The organism is Thalassolituus sp. UBA6592 (genome assembly GCF_002433655.1).
Lineage (GTDB): Bacteria > Pseudomonadota > Gammaproteobacteria > Pseudomonadales > Oceanobacteraceae > Venatoribacter.
In genome coordinates, this window is the sequence record NZ_DJIO01000096.1 from 1 (window position 1) to 13785 (window position 13785).

Annotated in this window: 14 protein-coding genes; 10 read left to right on the plus strand and 4 right to left on the minus strand. The window is 53.5% G+C overall.

All coding sequences use genetic code 11. From position 1 onward, the window contains the following. The coding region (locus tag B2Z72_RS09150; RefSeq protein WP_297004631.1) for an alpha/beta fold hydrolase at positions 1–1201 on the minus strand (1201 nt) is incomplete at its 3' end. 616 nt (positions 1202–1817) lie between these two features. Here B2Z72_RS09150 and B2Z72_RS09155 point away from each other — a divergent pair. Together B2Z72_RS09155 and B2Z72_RS09160 are read left to right on the plus strand one after the other, a co-directional pair. Next, the gene (locus B2Z72_RS09155) at positions 1818–3053 is read left to right on the plus strand and encodes a lipoprotein-releasing ABC transporter permease subunit (protein ID WP_297004635.1); all 1236 of its coding nucleotides are present in this window, start codon (positions 1818–1820) and stop codon (positions 3051–3053) included. Next, a complete protein-coding gene (locus B2Z72_RS09160; protein ID WP_296982930.1) occupies positions 3046–3729 on the plus strand; it encodes an ABC transporter ATP-binding protein in 684 nt (227 codons plus the stop codon). The genes B2Z72_RS09155 and B2Z72_RS09160 overlap by 8 nt, the downstream gene beginning before the upstream one ends. Before the next feature lie 6 nt (positions 3730–3735). Here the strand turns inward: B2Z72_RS09160 and B2Z72_RS09165 are convergent, their stop codons facing one another. Continuing rightward, a complete protein-coding gene (locus B2Z72_RS09165; RefSeq protein ID WP_296982929.1) occupies positions 3736–4278 on the minus strand; it encodes a DUF2062 domain-containing protein in 543 nt (180 codons plus the stop codon). Between the two features lie 57 nt (positions 4279–4335). Here B2Z72_RS09165 and B2Z72_RS09170 point away from each other — a divergent pair, with 57 nt between their 5' ends. From B2Z72_RS09170 to murB, 8 genes are all read left to right on the plus strand, one after another. Next, positions 4336–6786: a DNA internalization-related competence protein ComEC/Rec2 gene (locus tag B2Z72_RS09170; protein ID WP_296982928.1), complete on the plus strand. Its 2451-nt coding sequence runs from the start codon at positions 4336–4338 to the stop codon at positions 6784–6786. 156 nt (positions 6787–6942) lie between these two features. Beyond that, positions 6943–7578 carry a MotA/TolQ/ExbB proton channel family protein gene (locus B2Z72_RS09175; protein ID WP_296982927.1) on the plus strand — a complete coding sequence of 212 codons (636 nt, stop codon included), beginning with the start codon at positions 6943–6945 and terminating at the stop codon, positions 7576–7578. Beyond that, complete coding sequence (locus tag B2Z72_RS09180; protein ID WP_296982926.1) at positions 7575–7997, plus strand: ExbD/TolR family protein; 423 nt, start codon at positions 7575–7577, stop codon at positions 7995–7997. Before B2Z72_RS09175 ends, B2Z72_RS09180 begins: the two co-directional genes overlap by 4 nt. 2 nt (positions 7998–7999) lie before the next feature. After that, positions 8000–9739: a lipid A export permease/ATP-binding protein MsbA gene (gene msbA, locus B2Z72_RS09185; RefSeq protein WP_296982925.1), complete on the plus strand. Its 1740-nt coding sequence runs from the start codon at positions 8000–8002 to the stop codon at positions 9737–9739. A 3-nt stretch (positions 9740–9742) separates the two neighbouring features. Next, complete coding sequence (gene lpxK / locus B2Z72_RS09190; RefSeq protein WP_296982924.1) at positions 9743–10804, plus strand: tetraacyldisaccharide 4'-kinase; 1062 nt, start codon at positions 9743–9745, stop codon at positions 10802–10804. Between the two features lie 38 nt (positions 10805–10842). Further along, positions 10843–11061, plus strand: coding sequence for a Trm112 family protein (locus B2Z72_RS09195; RefSeq protein WP_296982923.1), 219 nt, complete (start codon positions 10843–10845; stop codon positions 11059–11061). Positions 11062–11063: 2 nt separating this feature from the next. Continuing rightward, positions 11064–11561, plus strand: coding sequence for a low molecular weight protein-tyrosine-phosphatase (locus B2Z72_RS09200; RefSeq protein ID WP_296982922.1), 498 nt, complete (start codon positions 11064–11066; stop codon positions 11559–11561). Next, positions 11558–12589, plus strand: a complete 1032-nt coding sequence (gene murB, locus B2Z72_RS09205) for a UDP-N-acetylmuramate dehydrogenase (protein WP_296982921.1) — start codon at positions 11558–11560, stop codon at positions 12587–12589. The genes B2Z72_RS09200 and murB overlap by 4 nt, the downstream gene beginning before the upstream one ends. Here murB and B2Z72_RS09210 read toward each other — a convergent pair whose 3' ends face one another. Both B2Z72_RS09210 and B2Z72_RS09215 read right to left on the minus strand, forming a co-directional pair. Next, on the minus strand, positions 12590–13312 hold the full coding sequence (locus tag B2Z72_RS09210) for a UDP-2,3-diacylglucosamine diphosphatase (protein WP_296982920.1): 723 nt from the start codon (positions 13310–13312) through the stop codon (positions 12590–12592). Beyond that, positions 13312–13785 (minus strand): peptidylprolyl isomerase (locus B2Z72_RS09215; protein WP_297004638.1); only part of this gene is annotated, 474 nt, incomplete at its 5' end. The genes B2Z72_RS09210 and B2Z72_RS09215, both read right to left, overlap by 1 nt.

The window sequence follows — 13785 nt, forward strand, 5'->3', positions numbered from 1 at the left end:
ACTCATCGGCATGATTCAGATCGCGCTGGATAATCAGGCAGCGTAACGTTTTCCGCTCCCTTGCCAGGATACGTACATGGTAGCTGTTACCTGTGTGCGGAATTTCCAGCCAAAGAGATTTGCAGTTATCTGACAGGCTCAGATCGGACTGCATCAGTTCGAGTTCACAGCCGGCAAAATTGATATTTTTTATCCGCACTTCATGATGTTTATCTTTGCTGCGGTCTTTTAACAGGTAGGGTTGGGCTAATGGACGCTGACGTGATTGCAGTCGCTGATCAGCAGAATCAAACGCCTGCGGATTAAATATTTCTGTACCCTGAATTCCTTCCAGTGAGTCACCCTTCATAAAGCGGTGAAACAGTTCGGTGGCTGCTTCTTTGCGCTCAAACTGAGCAAGATGATCAGCATTATTAATTACCGCAAATACCGCCTGCTGACACTGTCGTGCCACGGCAGCATTTTCTGCTGGCAACGTAAAATTATCGAATTCGCCGGTGGCGATTAACGTGGGGCACTGAGGGAAGCCGGTAAACCCGGCGAAATCGAGCAGGCGTTTGGTGTTCTGTGCATAGCGCATACGCTCGTTATCGTTCAGGCGGGTAATCTGACGGAACAATAAGCGGCGGTAGGTCGGGCTGACATCCGTTTCTGTCAGACGGCTGTGATTAATCAGATTACACACTGCGGTAGTGGCAAATGCCTGCATATCGCCCTGGGCCAGCAGATCGAGGGAATCTTCCAATAGTGTGATCAGACTGTCACGGCGAAAACAGGTGATGCCAGATAACAGCAGTCGCTCGGTTTTTTGCGGATGACGATGGGCGAACAGGGTGGCCATGGCCGAGCCGTAACTGATGCCAAGTAAGGTGATGCGCTGCAATGACTGCGAATCACAGAACAGATTGAGAAGATCGGCGTAATCCTCCAGCGACAGCTCGGGCGCCAGTTGATCATTGCTTCCCTGAGACGGAAGGTCTGCCAGAATAACCGGATGGGTGGTCAGTACCCGTTCTGCTTCACTACGGAAAGAGGAGAAGCTCTGAAAGGCGCCACCAAGGAACAGAACCGGGGTTCTGTGCTCGTTGCCTGGTTCGCAGAACGCCTGAAACTCAACTTTATAAATCTGTTGTTGAAAACGGATAGTGCAGATACTGGGGGCAGCTTTAAGTGCTGCCGCGGAGAAGCGGGAGAACTGCATGGCATTGACTGCTCTTTTATTCTTATAGTCGCCCGACTCTAAACGATTTATAGACATATTGCCATACTTGTATGTTTACCGTTTTATTCTTTAGTGTTTTGTAAGGTATTGAAATAAAAGGGAAAATATTCAGCGCTTTTGGACTGTTGTGGCCTGAAGGGATATGTTTTCAGGTTGTTGTGGTACAAAAGTTTTGTATCTGTGATTGGTGTGTCTGTGATTGGTGTATCTGTGATTGGTGTATCTGTGATTGGTGTATCTGTGATTGGTGTATCTGTGGTTTGTGTGCCTGTGACGTCTGCCCGGGCATCCGGTTCACAAACCGGCCAGCGCCGGCAGGCTATCCCGGCCAGGCGGAAACTTTTATTTGTTTACGGGACTCTGACACAGGCTTTCTTGTAGCCGGGGCAAACAGTTGAGGAAAAGCAACTCGGCTCAATATGCGCCATGGCTATCGCTTATCGAACCGGAGTCGGGCAAAATTGCCAGCCATTGCACTGTGCAGTCGTAAACCCGGACGTCATAAACGTATGCGACTGTATGACGTCAGAACGACACAATTTTTAACCATTCACGTTCAAACAAACGGATCTGTATTCTCATGAAGTCTTCCGGTATGTCTTTGCCCGTCTGGGTTGGACTCCGCTATCTGGCCGCTAAGCGCCGCAATCACTTTATTTCATTTATCTCCGCATCTTCCATGATTGGCATGACACTCGGGGTGGCGGTGTTGATTCTGGTGCTGTCGGTGATGAATGGCTTCGACCGGGAATTACGCGAACGCATTCTTGGCATGGTTCCTCACGCGGTTGTTTATGAGCGGGGTGGTATCAATGACTGGCAATCGCTGGCGCAGACGGTCAGTGAATACCCGGGAGTCGCTGGTGTTGCGCCTATGACGCGCCTGCAGGGCATGATGGGCTATGGTGGCCGGGTGCAGGGAATTATGGTCACGGGCGTTGATCCGGACGCTGAGCGTCAGGTATCGATCCTGCCGGATCATATGATTGAAGGGGATGTGCAGACTCTGCAGTCCGGTGAATTCGGCGTGTTACTGGGCGATCTGCTGGCGCAGCATCTGCGCGTTACAGTTGGCGATAAAGTCACCCTGATGCTGCCGGAAGCTACGCTGTCGCCAGCCGGTGTCCTGCCGCGCATCAAACGTCTGACAGTGACCGGTATTTTCTCGGTTGGGGCAGAGCTGGATGCCAACCTGGCCATCGTTAATCTTGAGGATGCTGCAAAACTTGGACGTCTCAGTTTTCAGGCGCAGGGCCTGAGAGTGAAGTTCGATGACCTGTTTAAAGCGCCGCAGGGTGTGTGGGATATCGTCTCCACTCTGGATGGTGATTATTACGCCAGTGACTGGACCCGCACCCACGGTAACCTGTTCCACGCGATCCGGATGGAAAAAACCATGATTGGTCTGCTGTTGCTGATCATTGTCGCGGTGGCGGCGTTTAATATTATCTCCACTCTGGTGATGGTGGTGACCGATAAACAAGCGGATATTGCCATTCTGCGTACCATGGGGGCGAAGCCTTCGACCATTATGAAAATCTTTATGGTGCAGGGCATTTCCATTGGTCTGGTTGGGGTGGTACTTGGGACGGTACTCGGCATTATCGGTGCGCTGACCATTTCCGATCTGGTGGCCTGGCTTGAGCATTTGTTTGGTTTCAAAATTCTCAGTGCGGATGTGTATTTTATTTCCTATCTGCCATCGCAACTTTTGTGGGAAGACGTAGCGATTATTACCGCTTCGTCGATGTTGTTAAGTTTCCTGGCGACTCTGTATCCATCGTGGCGCGCATCCCGGGTTCAGCCAGCGGAGGCTCTGCGTTATGAATAAAAGCACTACTCTGATAGCGAAAGATCTGTGTAAAACCTATACCTCAGGGCCGCAGAAGGTCACTGTATGGGACAACATTAATCTGCAGGTGGCGGCCGGGGAAACTCTGGCGATTGTCGGTGCTTCCGGCTCGGGCAAAACCACCTTACTCAATGCACTTGGCGGCCTGGATAACGTCGATCGTGGCGAAGTGACGATCGCCGGTCATGCGCTGGCCGCATTGTCTGAAACCCAGTGCACTGCATTGCGTAATCAGGAGGTGGGCTTTGTCTATCAGTTCCATCACCTGTTGCCGGAATTTACCGCGCTGGAAAACGTGATGATGCCGCAATTGCTGGCTGGTATTGGCCGCAAACAGGCGGCAGAGCGGGCCCGTGAGTGTCTGGCTCAGCTGGGTCTGGCAAAGCGCACCGACCACAAACCAGCAGAACTGTCGGGTGGTGAGCGTCAGCGTACCGCCATCGCGCGGGCTTTGGTGAACCGTCCGGGGCTGGTGTTGCTGGATGAGCCGACAGGGAATCTGGATGAACAGACTGCACGGCAGGTAGAAGATGCCATGCTGGCACTGGCGCAGGATTCTGATACGGCGTTTGTGATGGTTACCCACGACCGGGCGTTGGCGGGGCGGATGGACCGCTGTCTGTTGCTCGCTGAGCAGTCACTGAATCCGTTATAAGCGGATTCAGTATTCCTCTTCTTCAGCCTTGCGTTTCAGCCGGCTGATACGGCGTCGTTCCCAGTTCTGCACCACGTGACGACGCCAGATTATCTGAATGGCAATGTAGCCACCGACACCGCATATCACTCCGGATACCATTGAACCGGCAAACAGCGGCTGCCAGATATTACCCAGTTCGCTCAGAACCCATTGCACCGATAACTCAATCGAGAACGGATTTGGCGGCGTATTCAGCAGCCAGGTGCCGAAACGATAGGTGGCGTAAAAGATGGGGGCCATGGTGAATGGATTGGTTATCCAGACGAGCCCTATCGACATCGGCATGTTCGCGTTAGCATAAAACGCCATCAGCGCAGCAATACCCATCTGAAAGGGCAGTGGCAGGAATGCACAGAACAGCCCGACGAGAAAGGCGCGGGAAACCGAATGCCGGTTGACGTGGAACAGGTTGGGTTTGGCAAACAGCGGCGCCAGCAGTTTCAGAGACGGATTGCTCTGTACCTGCTCCGGAGACGGAAAGTATTTCTGTAAGAACTTTTTCGGCATGGAAAGCGCCAGCTGGTTATTGCGGGGCGATTATGCCGATAATGCCATGGAGTGGCAATGCACAAACTCATGCTCAGTGGCATTGCCGGCATGATTGCCGGATGCTTCCTTCCGCTAAGCGTTGCGCTGGCCTGCTCAGGACTTCTGTTTCTGGCCTGGTTGTTGGTCAGTGTGTTGGTTTGCTTTTGCAAGCAATCAGGCCGGTTTTCTGCCTTGCTTGTGCGTAACCCTCGATCAGAACCACAGCGTTATCGACCTGTTTACTATAGCCTCTTCTTTCTTCTGACTCTGCTGTTTTCTTCCTTTTGGGTAGGTGTTCAGCTGGAACACCGTTTACCAGTTTCTCTTGATCGGCAAAGCATTGATATCCAGGTCGCCATCCGCAGCATCGAGGCGCGTGAACGCGGTTTCCGTTTAACGGTGGATGTGTTGCCTGATCAACCGCTGGCGGACAGTCTGCCGGCATTACGCTCGCTGCAGCTTAACTGGTATCCGCGACAGCAGCAGGCCTTGCCGCCACAGGCGGGTCAGACGGCGCATATACGGGCGGTGCTGCGGGCTCCGCGGAATTTTGCCAACGGTCTGGCATTTGATTACGAAGCGTATCTGTTGTCGGAGGGCATAGATGCTACTGGCTATATCCGCACGCTGGAGCTGACCTCCCCGGCGGATGGGCCTGTGCTGAGCTCTTCTGAGTCTCTGCGGCAACGATTCATCTCATGGGGTTATCAGCGCCTGCCTCAATATGCCGCCGGGGAACAGGAGCAGGCGCATGAGCAGGCGAAGAGCTGGGCCGGTGGTCTGATTTTCGGTGATCAGCAGGCTTTCACCACTGAGCAGTGGGATCTGGCTGCATACACGGGCACTCTGCATCTGCTGGTCGTCAGTGGTCTGCATGTCGGGTTGATTGCGCTGCTCGGTTGGTTGCTTGGTGGTGTTCTGATGCGCTTTGTCGCGCTGTTCAGTGGGGTTGTAACCTTTGGGGCAGCTGGGACTGTCAGGGCTGGCTGGTCTGTAAGGTCTGTCAGGACTATCAGTCTGATAGCCGGTATGATCGTAGCGCCGCAATGGCTGCGCCTGCTGCCGGTGGTGGTGTTGTCTGCTGCCTATGTCTGGCTGGCGGGGGCGGGAATCGCTTTGCAACGTGCCGCATTGATGATTGCTCTGGCGGCATTGCTGGCATGTGTGCGCCGACGTCCCGACTGGCTGGAAATCGCGCTGTTGGTGATGTTGCTGGTTTTGCTGATAAATCCATTGATCTGGTTACGGCCAGGGTTTGGCTTTTCGTTCTGCGCTGTACTGGCCTTATTGGCGGCGTTTCGTGGGCGTAAAAGTCGTTGGGCAGAGCAGTGGTGGTTGCCCCAGTGGCTGGTATTTATGGCCATCCTGCCATTGATGCTGTTCTGGGGGCAGGCGGTTGGCTTTCAGCATTTGCTGGCGAATTTTATTGCTGTGCCATTCTTTACCCTGATTCTGATGCCACTGACGTTTGCCGCGGTGATTACCGGCTGGGACGTTATCGCAGACGGGCTGATTATTGCCGGCGATCTGTTCTGGCAATGGCTGAGTCTGGTTGAAGGTTTGGCGATGCCGCAGTTCGCCCCGGTAAACACTGCACTGATGTTGCTGTGGTACGGGCTGCTTATTCTGTTCTGGCTGGGTGTTCAGCGCATATTTGTGATATTGGCTCAGGCGTTGATGTTGACGGGGCTGCTGCTGATTCGCCCGGCTGATGTTAATACCGTATCAATGGCCGATGTGGGGCAGGGGTTATCTGTATTCGCCGGCGCCTCTGATGCGACTCTGATTTATGATCTGGGTGCACGCTTTTCGGATCGTTTTGATGCCGGCAGTGCGATTGTTTTCCCACTGTTGCAGAGTCACGGTGTGCGCAGACTGGATCTGCTGGTGATCAGCCATAACGATAATGATCACGCTGGCGGTGAGGCGGGATTCACACGCCTCGCACAATCCCGTGGCATGGATGTCGGCCAACAGGTTTATGGTCAGCCTGCTGCTGGCAGATCCAGCTGTCATGCGCTGTCATCGCAATGGCAAGAGATGAACCCAAATCTGCGCATCCGCTTTTTCCCATTGGCAAGTGATGAAATCCGGCCGGTGGACAACAATGCCTCCTGCGTACTGCAGCTGGACTGGTTCGGCACGCGCTTTCTTCTGACCGGTGATCTGGAGGAGGATGGTGAGGCGCTGCTGGCCGATGTGTACGGTGCGGAGCTTCGTTCAGAGGTATTGGTTGTCGGTCATCATGGCAGCCTGACCAGTACATCCGGGCGGCTTTTACAGGTTGTGCAGCCGACAGAAGGCTGGATCAGTGCCGGTTTTAACAACCGCTTCGGACATCCGCATCCTGATGTACTGGCACGCTTGCATGAGGCTGGCGTGCGTACCTTCAATACCGCTGAATGCGGCAGAATTTTCCGGGAACCAGATAGGCTTACCCGCTGTCAGCGTAAGCTCTGGCAGCCACGTTGGCGACAGCCGTTGTGACGGCCTGATATTTGTTAAATATCAGTCGCTTAATTCACATTGTCAGAGCTCGTATTGAGTATGGTCACAGAACCTGCTTTCAGGTCTTATGCTGCCATACTGGCTTATGCTAGAGTACAGCGAAAATTTGTAATGAGATCGCAGGAGTAGAGTACGATGCTGGAAATCATCCAGAGCGGCGGTTGGATGATGGTACCTATCATCCTTTGTTCAGTGTTGGCATTGGGTATTGCGGCTGAACGTTTCTGGACACTCCGGCCAGGGCAGATAGCGCCACGGGATTTGCTGGCACGGGTCTGGGGTTGGATGAAAAACAATCAGCTGGACTCTGCGCGTATTAAGGAACTGCGTTCCGCCGGGCCTCTTGGTCGGGTACTGGCAGCAGGTCTGATCAATTCCCGTCATGGTCGTGAGATCATGAAAGAAAGCATCGAAGAAACGGCATCCCATGAAATTCATGGTATGGAACGTTATATGAACGCGCTCGGTACGATTGCTGCGGTAGCGCCTCTGATGGGCCTGCTTGGTACTGTATTTGGTATGATTCAGGTGTTTTCAGAAATTATGTCGCAGGGCACCGGACAGGCGAATCTGCTCGCCGGCGGTATCTCGGAAGCACTGGTCACGACAGCAGCAGGTCTGATTGTTGGTATTCCGGCACTGGTTTGTCACCGTGTGTTGCAGCGTCGTGTCGATAACATCGTTGTGTTTATGGAGCAGGAAGCCATTAAGTTGGTTGATGTTCTGCATGGCGATCGTGAAGTGGCGGATTCATCAGAGGCAGTTAAGTGAATTTCAAACGTCAGAGTCGGGAATCCATCGATGTTAACCTGACTCCGCTGATCGATATTGTCTTTCTGCTGTTGATTTTCTTTATGGTGTCCACCACCTTTACCAAAGAGAATCACCTCAGTATCGATTTGCCGGAAGCCAGCGCTGAAGCTTCTGCCACGCCGGCGGAAGCCATTGAAATTCTGATTTCCGCAAACGGAGAGTACAGCGTAAATAATCAGGCATTGGTTAATCATCAGCTGGATACGCTGAAGCGCGCGATCCAGAAATCGCTGAACGGGCAACAGGTGGCTCCGGTGGTTATTACTGCTGACGCCAAAACACCGCATGAAGCTGTGGTGCGGGCGATGGATGCCGCAGGTCAGCTTGGTCTGATTAACCTCAGTATTACCACCCGACAGCCGGGAAAAAGTGAATAATAATGAGTGAAGAAATTTCAGTCGGGCGCATTTATAAGCGCCTGCTGTCGTATGTCTGGCCGCATAAAGCGGCCTTTTTCGTTGCCATTCTGGGCTACGTAATGTTTGCCTCCGCGGCACCCATGATGGCTCATCTGATGGGGTGGGTTTCAGAGACCCTGGATGCACCGACCCACGAGAATATTCTGGTGCTGGTATTCAGTCTGCTGGGTATTTTCTTTTACCGCGGTATCGGTACATTTCTCGGTAAATTTTTTATTGCCGTGGTCGGCCGTAACGTCGTGCATTCACTGCGTACGCAGCTGTTTAATAAAATGACCCGCTTGCCAAGCAGTTATTTTGATGGCGAATCCAGCGGCCGTCTTATTTCCCGGGTAATTTTTGATGTTGATCAGGTGACCGGTGCGTCGACCCGGGCGCTGACGACGTCTATCCAGGAAGGCGTGACGGTCATTGGTCTGATGTTGTATCTGTTGTGGCTGGACTGGACGCTGACGCTTATCTTCGTCGCTCTGGTGCCGATTATTGTTGTGGTTGTTGCCTTTGCCAGCCGCTTTTTCCGTCGTTACAGCCGCCGCATTCAGAAGGCCATGGGGAATGTGACTCAGGTGACCAATGAAAGCATCAGTGGCTATCGTGAAGTGCGGACATTCGGTGGTCGTGACTACGAACAGCAGCGCTTTTATAAAGCCAGTGAGTACAACCGTAAACAGTCGCTGAAATTCGGTTTAACGGAAGCGATTAACGTCCCGCTAACTCAGCAGATTGTGGCTCTGGGTCTGGGTGTTATGGTTTATCTGATGTTTCAGCGTCTGCTGCACGGTCATATGGATCGTGATCAGTTCTGGCAGTTTATGACAGCAGCTTCTCTTATTGCCAAGCCGCTGCGCTCGCTCACCGATATTAATGCGGTGGTGCAGAAAGGCGTCACCGCGGCGGCATCTGTTTTTTCCGTACTGGATGCTGAATCAGAACCGGATACCGGCAGTAAAACTCTGCAGCGCGCACACGGTGATGTGAAATTTGATCAGGTACGCTTCCGTTATCCGGGAGCAGAACATGATGCGCTGAAAGGTATTTCGCTGGATATTAAGGCCGGTACGTCGGTGGCTTTTGTTGGTAAATCCGGCAGTGGTAAAACCACTCTGGTGAATTTAATTCCACGTTTTTATGAACTCACGTCAGGTGGCATTGCCATCGACGGCACCGATGTGCGTGAACTGACCCTCGACAGTCTGCGCGATCAGATTGCGATCGTCAGTCAGCAGGTAACCCTGTTCAACGGTACGATTAAGGACAATATCGCCTACGGTGCGCTGGGCAATAAAAGTGATGATGAAATCATGGCCGCGGCTAAAGCCGCTCATGCCGATGAATTTATTTCTCAGCTGTCGGATGGCTACGACACCATGGTCGGAGAAGACGGCGTATTACTGTCCGGTGGTCAGCGCCAGCGTATTGCCATTGCCCGTGCGATTCTGAAAAACGCACCTATTCTGATTCTGGATGAGGCAACCTCTGCGCTGGATACGGCGTCGGAGCGCCATATTCAGGCAGCCATGGAAGAGGTGATGAAAGGTCGGACAACCTTTGTTATTGCCCATCGTCTGAGTACCATTGAAAACGCGGACCGCATTGTGGTGATTGATCAGGGTGAGGTGCGTGAAGATGGCGGCCATGCTGATCTGATTGCACTGAACGGAATCTATGCGCAACTGCATCAGATTCAGTTCAGCGAGTAACCTGTGACTGACACGCGTGATCGCAACAGTGCGGATGCTTCCTGCAGTGAAGCTCGGCCCGTAACCGCCGACAGCAGGCGTAAAGGCCTGCTGTCCGCTCTCGGCGCAGTCATTGAGCGTAACTGGTATCGCTCTGCATTAGCTAACATCTGGTTGTTGCCACTCTGGCTGATTGTGGCTCCGGTGGTGTATTTAAAGCGTCTTAAATTCCGTCTGCAGCCACCAAAGCCTGCTTCTGTGCCGGTACTGGTGGTCGGTAATATTACCGTCGGCGGAACCGGCAAGACGCCATTGATTCTGTTGCTCATCGAGCGCGCCAGAGTGCTGGGTCTGAAGCCGGCTGTGATCAGTCGTGGCTATGGCAGCCGTAATGAACAATGGCCGTTGACGGTGACATCTGCGCTTCAGGCTGACGAGTGCGGTGACGAACCCAAATTAATCCATGCCCGCAGCGGTGTGCCTGTGGTCGTTGATCCTCAACGGGCGAGAGCTGCAGCAGCGGTTCCTGCGCATACCGACATTATTTTCAGCGATGACGGTCTGCAGCATTATGCGCTGGCGCGTGCAGCGGAATTAGTGGTTATGGATGGTCAGCGCCGACTGGGTAATGGCTGGCTGTTACCGGTTGGCCCTCTGCGTGAACCAGCGAGCCGGTTAAAAAGTGTTGATATGGTGCTGGAAAACGGCAGCAGTTTTCGCGTTGAACCCATCGCCCTGGTGAATGCACTCAGCGGTGAGTCGCGGCCATTGGATTATTTCGCCGGCACGGCGGTGTGGGCGGTCTCCGGTATTGGTAATCCGCAACGTTTTTATGCATCGCTGGCGCAGATCGGCGCAGAGACGAAGCCTGTCAGCTTCCCCGATCATCATGACTTCAGCCCGGCGGACTTTGATTTTACTCAGGGTTCGTCATATCCGGTCGTCATGACGGAAAAAGATTGGGTAAAATGCCGGGCATTCGCTCAACCAGACTGGTGGTACCTGCAGGTCGATGCGGTGCCACAACCCGATATTCAGGACCGGCTTGATGCCTTGCTGCTGGCGACCGCACAGCGCAAAGGCTGAAGTCTGCCGGTGAGATTACATTACAGGTGAAGATTACTATGGATAAACAACTGCTCAGCATGCTGGTGTGCCCACTGTGTAAAGGCAAACTGAAACTTGATAGCGACGCTGCTGAACTGCTGTGTACTTTTGATGGTCTGGCATTTCCGATTCAGGACGGTGTGCCTGTGATGCTGGAAGGCGAAGCGCGCCGCATGAGTGAAGAAGAAAAACTGGAAAAGGCAGAAAAAGCTGCCAAACCAGCCGCACAGGAATAACTATGATCCGCGTGCTGTTTGTTTGTCTGGGCAATATCTGCCGCTCGCCAACCGCCCATGGTGTCATGCTGAAAAAGGTTGAGGCGCTTGGTCTCAGCGGTGAAATTCAGGTAGATTCTGCGGGAACGGCTGCCTATCACGTCGGTGAAAAGCCCGATGCCCGCGCCACACAGACAGCAGCGAAACGTGGTTATGATCTGAGTACGCTGCGTGCCCGTCAGGCTGTGGCAGAGGATTTCGGCACCTTTGATTATGTGCTGGCCATGGACAACGAAAACCTGGCGAATCTGCAGGCTATTTGCTCGCCTGGCAGCCAAACCCAGCCGCAATTGTTCCTCAGTTTTGCGCGGCGTTTTCGTGAGAGCGAAGTGCCGGACCCATATTACGGTGGTGCTTCGGGCTTCGAACACGTGCTCGATCTGGTGGAAGATGCCTGTGACGGTCTGCTGGCAGACATTGAAAACAGGCAAAACAAACAGAACAGGTCAGGTGACGCTTGATCCGCTCTGGTGTCATTCAGTCAGACTACGATCTTTCCCTTGCTAATACATTGCGTCTGCCTGCGCGGGCGAAAGCCTGGGCGGCATTCTCATCGCCTTCTGAACTCATCTCTTTGCTCAATGAAGCAGGCCGTCGCGACTGGGGCGTCAAGGTGCTTGGTGGCGGCAGTAATGTGCTGCTGGCGGGCGATGTTGATGCGCTGGTGCTGCATTCACACATGAAGGGCGTGCAGCTGCTGGGTTATGAAGCAGATTCTGACGGTGACTGGGTGAGGGTGGCAGTTGATGCCGGGATGAACTGGCACGACTGGGTATGTAACAGTATCAGATTTGGTCACGGGCTGGAGAATCTGGCACTGATCCCGGGTACGGTGGGCGCATCGCCGGTGCAGAATATCGGCGCCTATGGCACGGAAGTCCGCGACTGTCTTGAATCCGTCAGCGGAATTCAGCTGAGCACCCGCCAATGGCGGACGCTGAGCAACAGCGAATGCCGTTTTGGCTATCGCGATTCGGTCTTTAAACGTGAGCTGGCCGGCGACTTTATCGTCACCCGGGTGGTTTTTCGCTTAAGAGTTCAGTTTCGGCCGGACCTGAGTTACGGTCCGCTGAAGCAGTGGGCGGATTCCGCTGTTCAGGTCACAGCGGAGGGTCTGATCGAAGAGATTTGCCGCATCCGCTCACAGAAATTACCGGATCCGGTAATCACCGCCAACGCAGGTTCTTTCTTTAAGAATCCGGTCGTAAGTGCGGCCGATGCGCAGCGTTTAAGCGCACAATATCCCTCATTGCCGTGCTACCCCCAGCCATCTGGCAGCGTAAAGCTGGCGGCGGGTTGGCTGATTGAGCAGGCGGGCTGGAAAGGGCGCTGGCTGGAGCATGTCGGTGTACACGATCTGCAGGCACTGGTACTGGTTACGGACGGACAGGCAACATTTGCTGAACTGATGCAATTACAGGCGCAGATTCAGGGAGATGTGGCAGAGAAGTTTGGTGTGGCTCTGGAACCAGAGCCACAGGTGTTCTGATCAGAAGTCAAACGATTCCAGGCGGATACCCTGCTCATCGGCCCGGATAAGCCAGCCACCGGTATCGCTCCAGTCACCCAGAACAATGCGACGCAAGGATTGATCATTTTCCTGCCAGTGGTGATCGTCAGGGCGATGGGTATGCCCATGAATCAGGGTTCTCACGCCAGCCCCGGTCATGCAGCGCACAACTTCTTCCGGCGTAACATCCATGATGTCATTGCTTTTCATCTTCTGATCGCTCTGGCTTTCTGCCCGCACATAGCGGGCAAAGGCAATGCGTTCTTCCAGCGGTTTGGCAAGAAACTCCTGTTGCCACGCCGGGTTGCGGAACATCTGACGGATCTTCATATATTCCACATCCTGCGTGCACAGACTGTCACCGTGCATCAGCAGAACTGCTTCACCATTGAGCGTCACCGTAGTCGGATCTTCCAGCATCTGCGCACCGGTCTGCTGGCAGAACAGATCTCCCAGCAGAAAATCCCGGTTGCCTGGCATCAGGAAAACCTGAGTGCCGCTGTCAGACAGGGCTTTCAGACCGTCTTTCACGGTACGGACGAAATCATTTTCAAAGTCGTCGCCCATCCAGACTTCAAAGAAGTCACCAAGAATGTACAGGGCTTCCTCGCCATGAAGGCGTTGCAGTAATGCCAGAAACCCCTCCGTCATGGCCGGATGCTCCGGCTCAAGATGGAGGTCCGAAATGAAATAGCTGGTCATCAGTCGATGATTTCCGCTTTCTCAATGATCACGTCATCAGCAGGAACATCCTGGTGACCCATGCTGGTGATCGTAGGAACGCCTTTGATGCGGTTTACCACATCCATGCCTTCCACAACTTCGCCGAATACACAGTAACCCCAGCCCTGGGTGTTCTTACCGGTGTGGTTCAGAAAGCTGTTGTCAGCTACGTTGATGAAAAACTGTGCACTGGCGGAGTGTGGGTCCATGGTGCGCGCCATGGCCAGAGTACCGGCTTTGTTTTCCAGACCGTTGTCGGCTTCGTTTTCAATCGGAGCGTCAGTTTCTTTCTGGGTCATACCAGGCTCGAAACCACCACCCTGAATCATGAAACCATCGATTACGCGGTGAAAAATGACGCCATCGTAATGGCCTTTCTTCACGTAGCTTTCGAAGTTAGCAGCGGTTTTCGGTGCTTTTTCGTGGTTCAGTTCGACTTTGATGTCACCAAA